This window comes from Piscinibacter gummiphilus (assembly GCF_032681285.1).
Classification (GTDB): domain Bacteria; phylum Pseudomonadota; class Gammaproteobacteria; order Burkholderiales; family Burkholderiaceae_C; genus Rhizobacter; species Rhizobacter gummiphilus_A.
Genome location: NZ_CP136336.1, coordinates 380,199 through 394,571 on the forward strand (window position 1 = coordinate 380,199; position 14,373 = coordinate 394,571).

Consider the following 14,373-nt stretch of genomic DNA (forward strand, 5'->3'; position numbering starts at 1 on the left):
CGTGGCTTAGGCGCATCGGTAAGCTTGTGCGACCCTTCTCACACATCCGACACAGGAGAGCCGCCATGTGGATTGCTGCGCTGCAAACGGTCGCCACGCCGGATGTGGAACGCAACCTCGAGACCGCCCGCCGCCTGATGGCCCAGGCGGCGCGCGACGGCGCGCAGCTGGTGGTGCTGCCGGAGTACTTCTGCTTCATGGGCCACCACGACCGCGACAAGCTGGCCCTGGCCGAGGTGCCAGGCGAGGGGCCGATCCAGGCCATGCTCGCCGAGACTGCCAGGCGCCATGCCATATGGGTCGTGGGGGGCACCTTGCCCTTGCGCAGCGAGCAGGCCGATCGGGTGTTCAACGCGAGCTGCGTCTATTCCCCCGAGGGGGTGCTCGCCGCCCGCTATGACAAGGTCCACCTCTTCCGTTACGACAACGGCCGCGAGAGTTACGACGAAGGCCGCGTGCTGCAGGCGGGTCAGCTGCCGCAGGCTTGCGAGGTGGGTGGGCTGCGCCTCGGTCTCAGCGTGTGCTACGACCTGCGATTCCCCGAGCTCTACCGTGCGCTGATGACGCCACCGTGCGACCTGATCGCCGTGCCATCGGCCTTCACCCACACCACCGGCCGTGCGCACTGGGAGGTGCTGCTGCGGGCCCGCGCGATCGAGAACCAGTGCTACGTGATCGCCGCCGCGCAAGGCGGGCTGCACGAGAACGGCCGGCGCACCTGGGGCCACAGCCTCATCGTCGACCCGTGGGGCGAGGTGCTGGCGATGGTCGAAGAAGGCGAGGGCGTCGCGATGGCGCAGCTCGACCCGAAGCGCATTGCCGAGGTGCGTGCGCAGCTGCCGGCGCTGACACACCGGCGCTTGTGCTGATGACGGCCCCTCAGCCGCGTGTACGCGGCCGATCCCCCGAGGTGATGCCGGCCGGCTTGGGAGCGGCCCGGCGCTCGGCCGGCGCGCTGCTCAGCGCGAGCCGTACATCATCTGGCGCGCGAGCGCCGATTTGACCGGCTTCAACACCTGCAGCGCCGCGAGGCCCAGCCCGCGGGCCGCACCGGCGCCCGGCAGCTTCCAGGTGAAGCTGCGCGCCAGAAAATCGGTGGCGGCGATCATGGCCCAGCGGTCGGGCGCACGTTGCCATTCCAGCTTGCGCAGCACGCCTGGGACGTCGTTCGAGCGGGCCAAGGCCTGCACGAGCTCGAAGCCATCGCGCAGCCCGAGGTTGAGCCCTTGGCCGGCGACCGGGTGCAGCGTTTGCGCGGCATTGCCGATGCGCACCGTGCGGCCCTGCGTGAGCGTGCGTTCGGCGACCAGCCCGAGTTGAAAGCACTTGAGCGGCGAGACCGCGCTGAGCGGGCCGACTTCGGGGTGGAAGAGGGTGTTGAGCACAGCCAGCCGCTGCGTGTCGTTGAGTTCCAGCACCGGGTCGTCTTCGGCGTTGACACACCACACGAGCGCGGCGCGACCGTCTTTCAGCGGCAGTAGTGCCGCCGGGCCGTGGCGCGTGAAACGTTCGTAGGCGACGCCGGGGCGGGCCTTGGCGAGCTGCACCGTGCCCACCCAGGCGTGCTGGCCATAGTCGTGGCGCAGGGGAGGCTTCGCCGGCTTGGCCACCGAGCTGGCTGCTTCGTTCGTGTAGATGCCACCTTCGGCCACCACCACCAGATCGAAGTTGTCGGCGATGCCAGCATCCACTTCGACGCTGTTGGCCAGGGGCTTCAAGGCGCGCACCGTGGCGCCGAAGCAGGCCTGCAGGCGACCAGGCTCACGCTCGCAGGCGGCCAGCCACGCGGCTTGCAGCGGGGCCACGATCGCGCCGTAGCTCAACACCGCGCCCAGCAGCGGCACCCGCTCTTCGGCGGCGCTGATGCGCACCTCGGGTTCGCCGATCACCTCGGCCAGCAGCCCGCCGAGCGAAGGCGCCTGCTGCGACACATGCACTTCGGCGATGGCCTGCGCCCGCTCGCCGTCCCATGCGCCCAGACGCTGCAGCAACTGCACGCTGCCCAGCGACAAGGCCAGCGTGCGAGGGTCGGCCGATACATCTTGCGTGGCGGCGCGGCTGTCGTAGAGGCTCACGCGGGCCTGCGGCAAGGCGCGTGCGGCGTGCAGCGCGAGGCTCAGGCCGACCGGCCCGGCGCCCACGACGGCGAGCCGCAAAGAAGGGGCGAGTTCAGACATGGGCCGCAGCATACGCGCGCGGTGTGCGTTCGCCCTTAATTCGGGGAAACCGGCCTCGGCTGAGAGGTATTTCACACCCCGCGGCCACTTCGAAAAAATCTACCGTTCTCTTCCACCTGATCGAGGGGGGCGTTCCCACGCGCCGCGCCCCGTGAACGGGGGGCCGCGTTGCAACACCGCGGGCATGCGCACTGGCACATTCGGATACGTATTCAGACATCACCAAAAACACCCCGGAGGTTGTTTATGAAGTTCAAGGCGCTGGCTCTGCTCTTGCTGGCAATGGTTGCAGGCACCCCTGCCTCGGCCGCGTGCACCCAGACATTCAACCTCGGCGTGATGGGCCCTCCGGCGCTGCGTGTGTTTGGCAACGACTTCGGGTCGACCACGCACTTCGAGGACTGCTACAACTTCACGCTCACCGGCGCGGCCGACTCCTTCGGCGCGACCTTCGAGTTCGACCTCTCGTCGCTGCGCAACATCGACATCAGCTCGCTGAGCCTGACCGGCGGCAGCCTGTCCAGCGCGCTGACCGACACCTCGCCCTCGAGCTTCAGCTTCAGCAACCTCGCCGCCGGTGTCTATCAGTTCGTGGTGACGGGTGACGTCACCGGCCGCAATGGCTTCGACTGGTTCGGCCAGGTCGGCTATGTCGGCGCGATGGTCACCGCGAACGCCGTGGCGGCGCCGGTGCCCGAGCCCGGGACCTACGCGCTCCTGGCCGTGGGCCTGCTGGCCGTGGGTGCGACGGTGCGCCGCCGTCAGCAGAGCTGATCGTCATTCCGGGTGTGTCTTGCAAAGCGGGCTTCGGCCCGCTTTTGCTTTTTCCGGGCCCATGTTCGCCCCTATGATCGTCTGCCTCTTCAACGGGAGATCACCATGGGCCTGATGGATTTCATCAAGAAACAGTTCATCGACGTTCTGGAATGGACGGAGTCCGCCGACGGCGTGCTCGCCTGGCGCTACCCGATGGCTGGCAACGAAATCCAGTACGGCGGCTCGCTCACCGTGCGCGAGTCTCAGATGGCCGTCTTCGTGAACGAAGGCAAGGTGGCCGACGTCTTCGGCCCCGGCATGTACAAGCTCACGACGCAGACGCTGCCGGTGCTCACCTACCTCAAGAATTGGGACAAGCTCTTCCAGAGCCCGTTCAAGAGCGACGTCTACTTCTTCAGCACCCGCCAGCAGATCGACCAGCGCTGGGGCACCACGCAGCCGGTCACGATCCGCGACAAGGACTTCGGCGCCGTGCGCCTGCGTGCCTTCGGCAACTACAGCTACCGCATCGTCGACCCGAAGCTCTTTCACACCGAGATCTCGGGCACGCGTGACACCTACACCGTCAACGACCTCGACGGCCAGCTGCGCGGGCTGATGCTGCAGCACATCTCGGATGCGGTGGCCTCGAGCGGCGTGGCCTTCCTCGACCTCGCGGCCAACCAGATCGAATTCGCCAAGGCGCTGCAGGAAGCGACCGCCCCGTCGTTCGCGGCGCTGGGCCTGAAGCTCGAAGGCGTGACGATGCAAAGTGTCTCGCTGCCCGAAGAGCTGCAGAAGATCCTCGACCAGAAGATCGGCATGGGCATGGTCGGCAACGACATGGGCAAGTTCATGCAGTACCAGACGGCGCAATCGATCCCGAAGTTCGCCGAAGGCGCGGGCTCCGGCGGCGGTGGCGTGGCGGGCGATGCGATGGGCCTTGGTGCCGGCGTCGCGCTCGGCCAGGTGCTCGCGGGGCAGCTGGCCAGCGGCCTGCAAGGTGGCGGGCAGCAGGCAGCGGCCGCTGCCGCAGCGGCCATCCGCCCCGACGAGGTGATGGCCACGATCGAGAAGCTGGCCGACCTCAAGGGCAAGGGCATCCTCACGCAGGAAGAGTTCGACGCCAAGAAAGCGGAACTGCTGAAGAAGCTGGTCTGACCGACCCGCGCCTGCACCGCTCTTGGCAACAGAACCCAGCCCACAGCGCGCCTACCGCGCCGCGTGCCCCAACTGCGGCGCGCCGGTCGACTTCCGCTCGGCCGCGTCGGCCTTCGCCGTCTGCAGCTTCTGCCGCAGCACCCTCGTCCGCGAGGGCGAGGCTTTGCGCAAGATCGGCGAAAGCGCCGAACTCTTCGATGACCACTCACCGCTGCAGTTAGGCGCGGGTGGCAAGTACCAGGGCAGCGGCTTCACGCTCGTGGGCCGCCTGCAGTACCGCTACAAGGACGGCACCTGGAACGAGTGGCATGCGCTCTTCGACAACGGCCGCAGTGGCTGGCTGAGCGAAGACAACGGCCGCTACGTCATCGCATTCGATGCGGAGCTGGGTGGCGGCGCCCCGCCGGCCGAACAGCTGCGCCCCGGTGCGCAGCAGGTCGTTTCGGGCCAGCCGTGGACGGTCGCTTCCGTCACGGCCGCCAAGCTGATCGCCGCGCAAGGCGAACTGCCCTTCAAGCCGAACACCGAACGTGGCTTCGTGGTCGCCGACCTGCGCAGCACGCGCGACGAGGTCGGCACGCTCGACTACAGCGACGCGGGCGCGCCCAAGTGGTCGATCGGCCGCTCGGTCGCGATCAGCGAACTCGCGATGACCGGCCTCGCCGAAGGCGCGGAGAAAACACTCAAGGCCCGCAGCATCGAGTGCCCGAGCTGCGGCACCTCGCTCGAAATCAAGCTCTCGACCACGCAGTCGATCGTCTGCCACCAGTGCCATGCGGTCGTCGACCTCACCTCGGCCGACGGTGCGGGCAAAGGTGTCGGTGGCGACCTCGCCCACTACGCACAGGACAACGGCGACGAGCCGCAGATCCCGCTCGGCCGGATGGGCACGCTCAAGCTCGGCAAGACAGCCCGTGCGTGGCAGGTGGTCGGCTACGTCGAGCGTTGCGAAGAAGGCGAAGACGAGCAAAGCTTCTGGCGCGAGTACCTGCTCTATCACCGCGAGGAGGGTTTCGCCTTCCTCGTCGACGCCGAAGACGGCTGGAGCTGGTCGGCCCCGATCACCGGCGTGCCCGCCCCTTCGGGCCAGGGCGTGCGCTACCAGGGCGCGCAGTACCGCGAGATGTACCGCTACACCGGCCGGATCACCTATGTGCTGGGCGAGTTCTACTGGCAGCTCAAGCGCGGCGAGCGCACGAGCAACGTCGATTACCAGGGCCCGGGCGGCAAGCGCCTCAACCTCGAGGTGACCGAAGGCGAGCAGGTCTGGTCGGCCGGCGAGACACTGAATGCGGCCGACGTGGCCAAGGCCTTCCGCCTGGCGCCCGAGACGAGCGCCGCGCTCAAGCGCGATGCCGGCCCGACCTCGGGCAACGCGGCCAGCCTGCTGGCGAAGATCTTCTTCTGGGTGTTCGTCGTGGTGGTGCTCTTGATGATGTTCCGCTGCAGCGACGACGACCGGCGCGACTGCGAGCCGCTGCGCGCCAGCTACGGCGAAGCCTCGCAGGAATACCAGAGCTGCCTGGCCAGCAACCGCAGCAGCGGTTACCGCACGAGCGGTGGGTCGTGGGGTGGTTTCTCCAGCGGCGGGGGCCACAAGTGACGTCACCGCATCTGCTTCTCAATTTCTCAAGGAGAGTCCCATGATGGGTATCGAATGGTTGAAGCCCAGCGTCTTCTTCGGGTCCATCCTGTACGCGCTGGTCGGCGTGTTCGTGTTCTGGATCAGCTTCGTCATCGTCGACAAGCTCACCCCGTATGACCTGTGGGGCGAGATCGTCGAGAAGAAGAACGTGGCGTTGGCGATCGTGGTGGGTGCGATGTGCATCGCCATCGGCCTGATCGTCGCGGCGGCCATCCACTAGTGCGTTGAACACCACCGAGCCGGCCGCGCGCATCCGCCCGGCCGAAGTGGCGCTGCTGGCGTCGGTCTTCGTCGTCGCCGCGTGCGGGCTGGTCTACGAACTCGCGGCGGGGGCGCTCGCGAGTTACCTGCTGGGCGACTCCGTCCTCCAGTTCTCCACCATCATCGGCAGCTACCTCTTTGCGATGGGCATCGGCTCGTGGCTGTCGCGCTATTTCGAGCGCCAGCTGGTGGCGCACTTCCTGCGCATCGAGCTGCTGGTGGGGCTGATCGGCGGGCTCATGCCGGCGGCGCTCTTTGCGTTGCAGGCGCTGCCCTCGATGAGCTTCCGCTTCGTGCTGTACGGCCTCGTGTTGCTGGTCGGCACGCTGGTGGGGCTGGAGATCCCGCTCGTCATGCGCATCCTGAAGCGCCACTTCAGCGAGCGTTATGCGCTGAAGGACCTGGTCTCGCAGGTGCTGACCTTTGACTACCTCGGCGCGCTCGCCGTGGCGGTCGCTTTTCCGCTGCTGCTCGTGCCGCACCTCGGCCTCGTGCGCACCGGCGCCTTCTTCGGCCTGCTCAACGCCGCGGTCGCGGTGTGGGCGCTGTGGCTCTTTCGCGGTGAGCTGCGGCAGCTCGGGTCGCACGTGATCGCCTGCGTGGGCGTGGTGGCGGCGCTGCTGGGCGCGATGGCCTACGCCGACCGCATCAGCACCTGGGCCGAAGACCGCTTCTACGCCGACCGCATCGTCTACAGCGAGACCAGCCGCTACCAGCGTGTGGTCGTCACCTCGGGGCGCGCCGGGGTGCGCCTCTTCCTCAACGGCAACTTGCAGTTCCACTCGCGCGACGAGTACCGCTACCACGAGGCCCTGGTGCACCCGGCGATGGCCGCGCACGGTGCGCCCAAGCGTGTGCTGGTGCTGGGCGGTGGCGACGGCATGGCGGTGCGCGAGGTGCTCAAGCACCCGAGCGTCGAATCGGTGACGCTGGTCGAACTCGACCCGCACATGACGAAGCTCTTCGCCGAGCAACCGATGCTGCGCGAGCTCAACGGCGATGCGCTGCGTTCGCCCAAGCTCACGATCGTCAACGCCGATGCCTTTGCCTGGCTCGAGCAAAACCCCGGCAGCTTCGACGTGATCGTGGTCGACTTCCCCGACCCCACCAATTTCTCGCTCGGCAAGCTCTACACCACGAGCTTCTATGCGCTGCTCGACGCGCATCTCTCGGCCTCGGGTTATGCGGTGGTGCAAACCACCTCGCCGCTCATCGCACGCAAGAGCTACTGGACAGTGGCCGCCACGCTCGAAGCGGCGGGCCTCACCACCACGCCGTACCACGCGCATGTGCCGAGCTTCGGTGAGTGGGGCTTCATCCTGGCCAGCCGCCGCCCCTTCCGCCTGCCCACCGCGCTGCCGAGCGGCCTGCGCTTCCTCACCGTCGACGGCCTGCCGGGCTTGCTGCAGTTCCCGCCCGACATGGCGCGTGTGCCGGCCGAGCCGAACCGCCTGTCGAACCAGGTGCTGGTGCAGACCTTCGAGCAGGAATGGGGCAAGGTGCACCCGTGAGCCTGCGTCGGCGCACCTTGCTGTCGGCGGGGGTGGGCTTGCCGCTGGTCGCGGGCTGCTGGCGTGCACCGGAAGTCCGGTACGACGGCGGCTGGGTCGGCGCGCAGCACGCCCGCGGCCACCGCCTGCGCGACCTGAAGAGCGGCGCGCTGCCCACGCCTGCCGTCACCCGCCGTGCCCAGGTACTCGTCGTCGGCGCCGGTGTGGCGGGCCTCGCGTGTGCACGGGCGCTGGCGCAGCGCAAGGTCGACGACGTGCAACTCCTCGACCTGGAAGACAGCGCCGGGGGCAACAGCCGAGGCCACCGGATCGCCGGCATGGCCTGCCCGCTCGGCGCGCACTACCTGCCGGTGCCTGGCGAGGCCGATGTCGAGGTGGTGGCGCTGCTGGAAGAGCTCGGCCTGAGCCGCATCGAACACGGCAAGCGTGTCTACGACGAGCGCCACCTCTGTCACAGCCCGCAGGAGCGGCTCTTCATCGGCGGCCAGTGGCAGGAAGGTTTGCTGCCGGTCCACGATCAACCCGAGGCCACGCTCGCGCAATACCGCCGTTTCGCCGAGGCGGTGACGAAAGCCGCTGCGCTCGGCTTCAGCCTGCCGACCGCGCACGCCCCGTGGACAGCCGCGCACCAGGCGCTCGATGCGCAGAGCTTCGCGCACTGGCTCGACCAGCATCGTTTCGACGCAGCCGCCCTGCGCACCTACCTCGACTATTGCTGCCGCGACGACTATGGCGCCGGGGCCGCGCAGGTGTCGGCCTGGGCGGGGCTGCACTACTTCGCCAGCCGGCATGGGTTCCACGCGCCGGGTGACGCGGAAGCCGACACCCGCGAGGGCGTGCTCACCTGGCCGCAGGGGAATGGCTGGCTCACCGAGCGCCTGGCTCAGCCGCACCGAGAGCGTCTGCATGCGGGTTCGATCGCGCTGCGCGTGGACGAGGGCCGCCATGAAGTGACCGTCGACGTGTGGAACGCGCCCGCCGAGCGCGCCGAGCGTTGGGTCGCGAGGCAGGTGGTGATGGCCGCGCCGCTCTTCATCGCGCAACGCCTGCTGGCCACAACGCCTTCCGCCCTGCCGGCTGCCGTGGCGCAGATGCGCCACGCACCCTGGCTCGTGGCCAACCTGCACATCGACACCCCGCTCGACGACGCCGGTGGCGCCCCGCCCGCCTGGGACAACGTGCTGCACGGCAGCCCCGCGCTCGGCTACGTGAACGCCATGCACCAGAGCACCCGGCCCCACCCCGGCCCGACGGTGCTCACGAGCTACTGGGCGCTCGGCGGTGACAACCCGCAGCAGCTGCACGCCAACCGCGCCCGTCTGCTTTCCGACGGCTGGGAGGCCTGGTCGCGCGTGGTGCTGGACGACCTGGCGAAAGCCCACCCCGACCTGCCCGCCAAGGTGAAGCGCATCGACCTCATGCGCTATGGCCATGCGATGAGCATCCCCGTGCCGGGCCTGCGCGGCAGCGCGGCCCTGCAGGCCTTGTCACGCCCGGCCGGGCGGGTGCACTTCGCGCACAGCGATCTGTCGGCGTATTCGGTGTTCGAGGAAGCGTTCTTCCACGGCACGCGTGTCGGGAAGCGTCTCGCTGTCTAAGCCGCGCCGCGCATCAGCGCCTCGATCTCATCGGCCTGGACCGGCACACCGCGGCTGATCAGCTCACAGCCGTCTGCGGTGACCACCGCGTCGTCTTCGATGCGGATGCCGAGGTGCCAGTAGCGCTCGGGCACGCCCTCGGCCGGGCGCACGTAGAGGCCCGGCTCCAGCGTCACCACCATGCCGGGTTCGAGCTTGCGCGACGGGTGCTTGACCACACGGCCGCCCAGGTAGTCGGGCTGCTCGAACGGGGCTTCGTTGCGGGCGAGGTAGTCGCCGGTGTCGTGCACGTCGCGCCCGAGCCAGTGGCCGGTGCCGTGCATGTAGAACTGTCGGTAGCGGGCGTGTTCGATCACGTCGTCGAGCGTGCCGTGCCGGTCGTGGCTCAAGAGGCCGGTGTCGAGCAGGCCCTGGGCCAGCACACGCACCGCGGCGTGGTGGGCCTCGCGGTGGCGCAGGCCCGGCCGCGTGGCGGCAGCGGCGGCTTCCTGGGCGGCGACGACGATGTCGTACAGCTCGCGCTGCGGGGCGCTGTAGCGGCCACTGGCGGGGAAGGTGCGCGTCACGTCGCTCGCATAGCCCTCGACCTCGCAGCCTGCGTCGATCAGGCACAGCTCGCCCGCCTGCAGGCGGGCCGGGCCGGCGCTGTGGTGCAGCACGCAGGCGTTGGGCCCTGCTGCCACGATGGAGGGGTAGGCCGGCCCCGCCGCGCCGTGGCGGCGGAATTCGTGCAGCAGCTCGGCCTCGATCTCGTATTCGGCCACGCTGCCGGCCGGGTCGGCGCGGAAGCGTGCGGCACAGAAGCGCATCGCGCGCAGGTGGGCGCCGGCCGAGATGCTGGCGGCACGGCGCATCAGCGCGAGCTCGTCGTCGCGCTTGACGAGGCGCATCTCGTCGAGCAGCGCGGCGAGGTCGCGGTGCGCGGCAGGGGGTTCATGGCCGAAGTGCGAATGCGCCCGCACCTCGTCCAGCCAGCCCTCCAGGCGCTGCGCCAGTGCGCCGCCCCCGCCGAAGATCGTCCACACCGTGGGCGCGTGGTTGAGCAGCTCGGGCAGGCGCTTGTCGAGTTGCGCGTTGGGAAACGCGGCGTCGACGCCCAGGGTGTCGCGCGCCGCGTCGGGCCCGAGGCGCACGCCGGTCCACACCTCCTGCTCGGCGTGCTTTTCGCGGCAGAAGAGCTCGCAGCGGCCGTCGGCCTGCAGCACCAGCGTGGCATCCGGCTCGTCGAAGCCGGTGAGGTAGTGGAAGTAGCTGTCGGCGCGGAACGGGTGCTCGGTGTCGCGGCTGCGGGTCACCTCGGGAGCCGTCGTCACGATGGCGATGCCGCCGCCGGCCGCGCTCAGGCGCCGGGCCAACTCGGCGCGGCGTTCACGGGGTGGGGTGCGGCTCGCTTGCACGGAGGCGGCCGCGCTCATCGCGTCACGCCTTGCCGGAGCCTTCAATGTGCTTGACGGCCGGGGGCAGGTTGGGCGACTGGGCCTGTTTGCGCAGGCGGCGCAGCTCACGCAGCATTTCGCGGTCGGCCGTGGTGGGCTCGCGCGCGGCCCGCGCCGCGGCGGCGCTGCCTTCGTCGCCCGAGCGTTTGACGGCCTGACGGTCGCCGGCCAGCAGCTGGCGCGAGCGGATGTGGTTGGCCAGGGCTTCCACCGCCTCCACCTCGCCGTGTGCATCGGTCTTGGGCAGGGCCACCACGCGTTTGTCGTTCATGCGCATGGTGAGCCGGCAGGTGCGGTTGCGGTTGAGGTGGCGCAGCGTGTAGCCCGGGGCATCGGCCTCGACCACCGAGACGTCACGGATGTTCTCGATGGCCACCTGGTGCACCTTGTGACCGAAGCCTCGCTGGAACCACACATAGCTGGCGCTGACCGTGACCCGCTCCCAGCGCGCCATGTCGAGCGCCACCGCGCCCAGCAGCATCAGGAAGCCGAGAGCGCCGACCCAGCCGAGTTTCCAGGTCATGCCCACCCACATCACGACGCCCGAGGCCAGCACCAGGGCCACCACTTCGAGCATTGCGCGGTCGGCGGTGCCGTAGACCCGCCGCTCGTAGCCCACCGCTTCCGGCTCGCCGGTGGCCAGCGGGTAGACGGCCGAGGCCAGCGCCTTGGCGCCGCGGCTCAGCAGGATGTGGCCGGCCACCGCGATGGCCAGCAGGAACGGCAGGGCGAGAACATGGGTCACAGCCTGAAAGGTAGCGCGAACCTCCGCCCGGCGAAAGGCCTGCGCGCAAAGCGGTCAAAACCCGGGCGACGCACGGTTGATTCGGTCGCCCGAGCGGCCACACCGCGTGGCTAAGATGCTTCACCGAGACCTCCGCAGTACACCCGTCATGGCCCACACCCACGACCTGAAACCCTGGCAGCACGCGCATGTGTTCGACACGGGCAATCGCCAGGGCGAGCGCCGCACGCACTGGGTGCTGGCGATCACGCTGCTGACGATGGTGGTGGAGATCGCCGCCGGCTGGTGGACAGGCTCGATGGCCCTGCTGGCCGACGGCTGGCACATGGGCACCCACGCGCTCGCGCTCGCGGTGACGGCCGGTGCCTACTGGCTGGCTCGCCGCCATGCCCAAGACCCGCGCTACGCCTTCGGCACCTGGAAGATCGAGGTGCTGGGCAGCTTTGCGAGTGCGCTGGTGCTGGGGCTGGTGGGCGTGGGCATCGTCGTCGAATCGGCGGGCCGGCTGTGGCGGGCCGAGCCGCTGCAGGCGGACTCGGCGCTGGTGGTGGCAGTGATCGGCCTGGTGGTGAACCTCGCGTCGGCCTGGCTGCTGCACGGGGCGCAGGGCGGGCACGGCCATCACGACCACCACGGGCACCACGACCACGGGCACGACCACGACCATCACCACCACGAGCACGCCGACCTCAACCTGCGCGCCGCCTACGCCCACGTGCTGGCGGATGCGTTGACCTCGGTGTTCGCGATCGGCGCGCTGTCGGCGGCGCTGTGGCTCGGCTGGACCTGGCTCGACCCGGTGGTGGGCATCGCTGGTGCGGTGGTGATCGGCGTGTGGGCCTGGGGCCTGATGCGCCAGTCGGCGGCGGTGCTGCTCGACCGCGAGATGCACCTGCCGCTCACGCAGCAGGTGCGCGAGGCGATCGAGTCCGACGGCGACGCCCAGGTGGCCGACCTGCACCTGTGGCGCGTCGGCCGCGAGAAGTTCGCCGCCATCGTGTGCGTGGTGGCCGACGCACCGCTCGAGCCATCCGCCTACCGCGCGCGCCTGGCGGTGCACGAAGAGCTGGCGCATGTGTCGGTCGAGGTCAACCGCTGCCCGCACGCCGGGCGCTGAGCGTCGTCAGCGGCTGCGGCGCAGCGCTTCTTCCATGCCGGGCAAGGGAGATGCGCTCGGGTTGCGCCCCTGCAGCAGGTTCTGCATGCGGTGCTCGACCTGGCCCAGCCATTCCGGGTGCGTGAAGACGTAGAAGCGCCGCTCGCGGATCGCGCCCAGCACCTGCCGGCCCACGGCGAGCGGGTCCAGGCCCTGTTCGACCTGCTCGTTGAACCACTGCTTCATCGCCTGCGCAAGGGGCGACGAGGCCGGCGCCGACGCGTCGCCGAGCGTGGCCGGCCGGTTGCGCTCGGCGCTGAGGATGCGGGTGGCGACGAAGCCCGGGCACAGCAGCGAGACGTCGACGTTGGAGCGGCTGCGCTGCAATTCGAGGTAAAGGCTCTCAGACAGGCTCACCACGCCCGCCTTGCTTGCCCCGTAGACCGGGTTGCCACCCGCGCTCAGGCCGGCCATCGAGGCGGTGTTGACGATGTGTGCCGGCGTGCCCTGCTTGAGCAGGATGGGCATGAAGCTGCGGATGCCGTGCACCACGCCCATGAGGTTGACGCCCAGCACCCAGTGCCAGTCGTCGAGCGTGCTGTGCCAGCTGGGCATGGTGCCGGCGCCCACCCCGGCGTTGTTGCACAGGATGTCGATGCCGCCCCAGCGGTTGAGGGCCGCGTGCGCAAGGCGCTGCACCTGCTCGGGGTCGGAGACGTCGGCCACCACGGTGTGCACGTCGGCGCCGGCCGCGCGCAGGGCGTGTGCGGCGCCGTCCAGCGCATCGGTCTCGACGTCGCTCAGCACCACGCGGATGCCCGCTTCGGCGAAGGCTTGCGCCATGCCGAGGCCGATGCCGCTTGCGGCGCCGGTGATGACCGCGACTTTTCCGTCGAACGAATCCATCGTGCTCAGCCCGCGGACGGGTGGTTGAGGGCGTCGAGCCGCTCCACGGTGCCCACGTCGGTCCAGGGGCCGTCATAGGCGGTGGCGCCGATGCGGCCGGCATCGGCACCGGCGCGCAGCAGCGGGGTCAGCGGGAGCTTCTCGCCCACGGCCAGGCCGTCCACGATGGCGGCGCGGAAGAGGCCGACGCTGGCCCAGGTGCGCTTCGGCGTGGCCGTGCGCGAGGCGAGGCCCTGGGCGTCGATGCCGAAATCGCCTCCGGGGTGGTGCGGCGCGTTGGGCACGAGCCAGAGATGGGCGAGGGTAGGGCCTTCGGCGAAGCGCTGCGCCACGGCTGCGTCGAAGCGGAAGCCGGGGAGGAACACGTCGCCCGAGACGACCCAGAAACAATCCGTCGTGGCATCGGTCAGCAGCGGTAGCGCCTTGGCGATACCGCCGGCCGTTTCCAGCGCGCCGCCGTGGTCGCGGCCTTCGAGCGAATAACGGATCGACACGCCATACCGCGCGCCATCGCCCAGCGTGTCGACGATGCGCTCTTCCAGCCAGGCGGTGTTGATCACGACCTCGCGGATGCCATCGCGTGCCAGCGCCTCCAGGTGCCACACGATCAAGGGCTTGCCCTGCACTTCGAGCAGGGGCTTGGGCGTGTGGTCGGTGAGTGGGCGCATGCGCTCGCCGCGTCCGGCGGCCAGGATCAAGGCTTTCATGAGCTGGCACCTCGTTCGATGGTGTGGTGTTCGACCTGGCGCGGCGCGAATGCGGTCACCAGGCGGTCGAGCAGCGCACGCGCCTTGTGGGAGTTGTCGGCGCCGAAGTTGCACACGTAGACGTCAAGCGTCACCGCGCCGAGTTCGGGCCAAGTGTGCACGGCGAGGTGCGATTCGGCCAGCAGCACCACGCCCGTCACGCCGCCCGCGCCGGGGAAGGTGTGGAAGAGCTCGCCCACCGGCTGCAAGGCTGCGCCGGCCACCGCCGCGAGGCACAGGCGCCGCAGCGCGTGCGGGTCGGTGAACGCGGGAGTCTCCGTGGAGCATCCCCGTAAATCGGCGGTGAGGTGCAGGCCGTGCATCGGGGTCAATTA

The 14,373-nt window shown here is 69.6% G+C and carries 14 protein-coding genes; 8 read left to right on the forward strand and 6 right to left on the reverse strand.

Translation table 11 applies throughout. From position 1 onward, the window contains the following. The first annotated feature begins 65 nt into the window (after nucleotides 1-65). The gene (locus RXV79_RS01860) at nucleotides 66-869 is read left to right on the forward strand and encodes a carbon-nitrogen hydrolase family protein (protein ID WP_316701674.1); all 804 of its coding nucleotides are present in this window, start codon (nucleotides 66-68) and stop codon (nucleotides 867-869) included. Between the two features lie 90 nt (nucleotides 870-959). Here the strand turns inward: RXV79_RS01860 and RXV79_RS01865 are convergent, their stop codons facing one another. Then, nucleotides 960-2,177, reverse strand: coding sequence for an FAD-dependent monooxygenase (locus RXV79_RS01865; RefSeq protein ID WP_316701675.1), 1,218 nt, complete (start codon nucleotides 2,175-2,177; stop codon nucleotides 960-962). 246 nt (nucleotides 2,178-2,423) lie between these two features. Between RXV79_RS01865 and RXV79_RS01870 the strand changes: the two genes are divergently transcribed. The 6 genes from RXV79_RS01870 (at nucleotide 2,424) to RXV79_RS01895 (ending at nucleotide 9,109) form a co-directional block, all read left to right on the forward strand. Beyond that, on the forward strand, nucleotides 2,424-2,951 hold the full coding sequence (locus RXV79_RS01870) for an FxDxF family PEP-CTERM protein (protein ID WP_316701677.1): 528 nt from the start codon (nucleotides 2,424-2,426) through the stop codon (nucleotides 2,949-2,951). Between the two features lie 105 nt (nucleotides 2,952-3,056). Further along, nucleotides 3,057-4,094: an SPFH domain-containing protein gene (locus RXV79_RS01875; RefSeq protein WP_316701680.1), complete on the forward strand. Its 1,038-nt coding sequence runs from the start codon at nucleotides 3,057-3,059 to the stop codon at nucleotides 4,092-4,094. Nucleotides 4,095-4,116: 22 nt separating this feature from the next. Further along, on the forward strand, nucleotides 4,117-5,697 hold the full coding sequence (locus RXV79_RS01880) for a DUF4178 domain-containing protein (RefSeq protein ID WP_316701682.1): 1,581 nt from the start codon (nucleotides 4,117-4,119) through the stop codon (nucleotides 5,695-5,697). Between the two features lie 43 nt (nucleotides 5,698-5,740). Beyond that, on the forward strand, nucleotides 5,741-5,959 hold the full coding sequence (locus RXV79_RS01885; RefSeq protein WP_316703956.1) for a DUF350 domain-containing protein: 219 nt from the start codon (nucleotides 5,741-5,743) through the stop codon (nucleotides 5,957-5,959). A gap of 4 nt (nucleotides 5,960-5,963) precedes the next feature. After that, nucleotides 5,964-7,511 (forward strand): polyamine aminopropyltransferase, encoded by a 1,548-nt coding sequence (locus RXV79_RS01890; RefSeq protein ID WP_316701684.1) that lies wholly within the window; start codon nucleotides 5,964-5,966, stop codon nucleotides 7,509-7,511. Beyond that, nucleotides 7,508-9,109 carry a flavin monoamine oxidase family protein gene (locus RXV79_RS01895; protein ID WP_316701685.1) on the forward strand — a complete coding sequence of 534 codons (1,602 nt, stop codon included), beginning with the start codon at nucleotides 7,508-7,510 and terminating at the stop codon, nucleotides 9,107-9,109. Before RXV79_RS01890 ends, RXV79_RS01895 begins: the two co-directional genes overlap by 4 nt. Here the strand turns inward: RXV79_RS01895 and RXV79_RS01900 are convergent. After that, nucleotides 9,106-10,524 carry an aminopeptidase P N-terminal domain-containing protein gene (locus RXV79_RS01900; protein WP_316701687.1) on the reverse strand — a complete coding sequence of 473 codons (1,419 nt, stop codon included), beginning with the start codon at nucleotides 10,522-10,524 and terminating at the stop codon, nucleotides 9,106-9,108. The two genes, RXV79_RS01895 and RXV79_RS01900, sit on opposite strands and share 4 nt — an antisense overlap. A gap of 4 nt (nucleotides 10,525-10,528) precedes the next feature. After that, the gene (locus RXV79_RS01905) at nucleotides 10,529-11,290 is read right to left on the reverse strand and encodes a hypothetical protein (RefSeq protein WP_316701688.1); all 762 of its coding nucleotides are present in this window, start codon (nucleotides 11,288-11,290) and stop codon (nucleotides 10,529-10,531) included. Nucleotides 11,291-11,438: 148 nt separating this feature from the next. Here RXV79_RS01905 and dmeF point away from each other — a divergent pair, with 148 nt between their 5' ends. Next, on the forward strand, nucleotides 11,439-12,407 hold the full coding sequence (gene dmeF / locus RXV79_RS01910; RefSeq protein WP_316701689.1) for a CDF family Co(II)/Ni(II) efflux transporter DmeF: 969 nt from the start codon (nucleotides 11,439-11,441) through the stop codon (nucleotides 12,405-12,407). Between the two features lie 6 nt (nucleotides 12,408-12,413). Here the strand turns inward: dmeF and RXV79_RS01915 are convergent, their stop codons facing one another. Genes RXV79_RS01915 through speD form a run of 3 tightly spaced genes read right to left on the reverse strand, consistent with a single transcriptional unit; the run spans nucleotide 12,414 to nucleotide 14,361 of the window. Then, nucleotides 12,414-13,292 (reverse strand): SDR family NAD(P)-dependent oxidoreductase, encoded by an 879-nt coding sequence (locus RXV79_RS01915; RefSeq protein WP_316701691.1) that lies wholly within the window; start codon nucleotides 13,290-13,292, stop codon nucleotides 12,414-12,416. Between the two features lie 5 nt (nucleotides 13,293-13,297). Beyond that, complete coding sequence (gene murU, locus RXV79_RS01920; protein ID WP_316701693.1) at nucleotides 13,298-13,999, reverse strand: N-acetylmuramate alpha-1-phosphate uridylyltransferase MurU; 702 nt, start codon at nucleotides 13,997-13,999, stop codon at nucleotides 13,298-13,300. Next, entirely contained in the window at nucleotides 13,996-14,361 is a 366-nt protein-coding gene (gene speD, locus RXV79_RS01925; protein ID WP_316701694.1) for an adenosylmethionine decarboxylase, read from the reverse strand. The genes murU and speD overlap by 4 nt, the downstream gene beginning before the upstream one ends. Nucleotides 14,362-14,373: the final 12 nt, after the last annotated feature.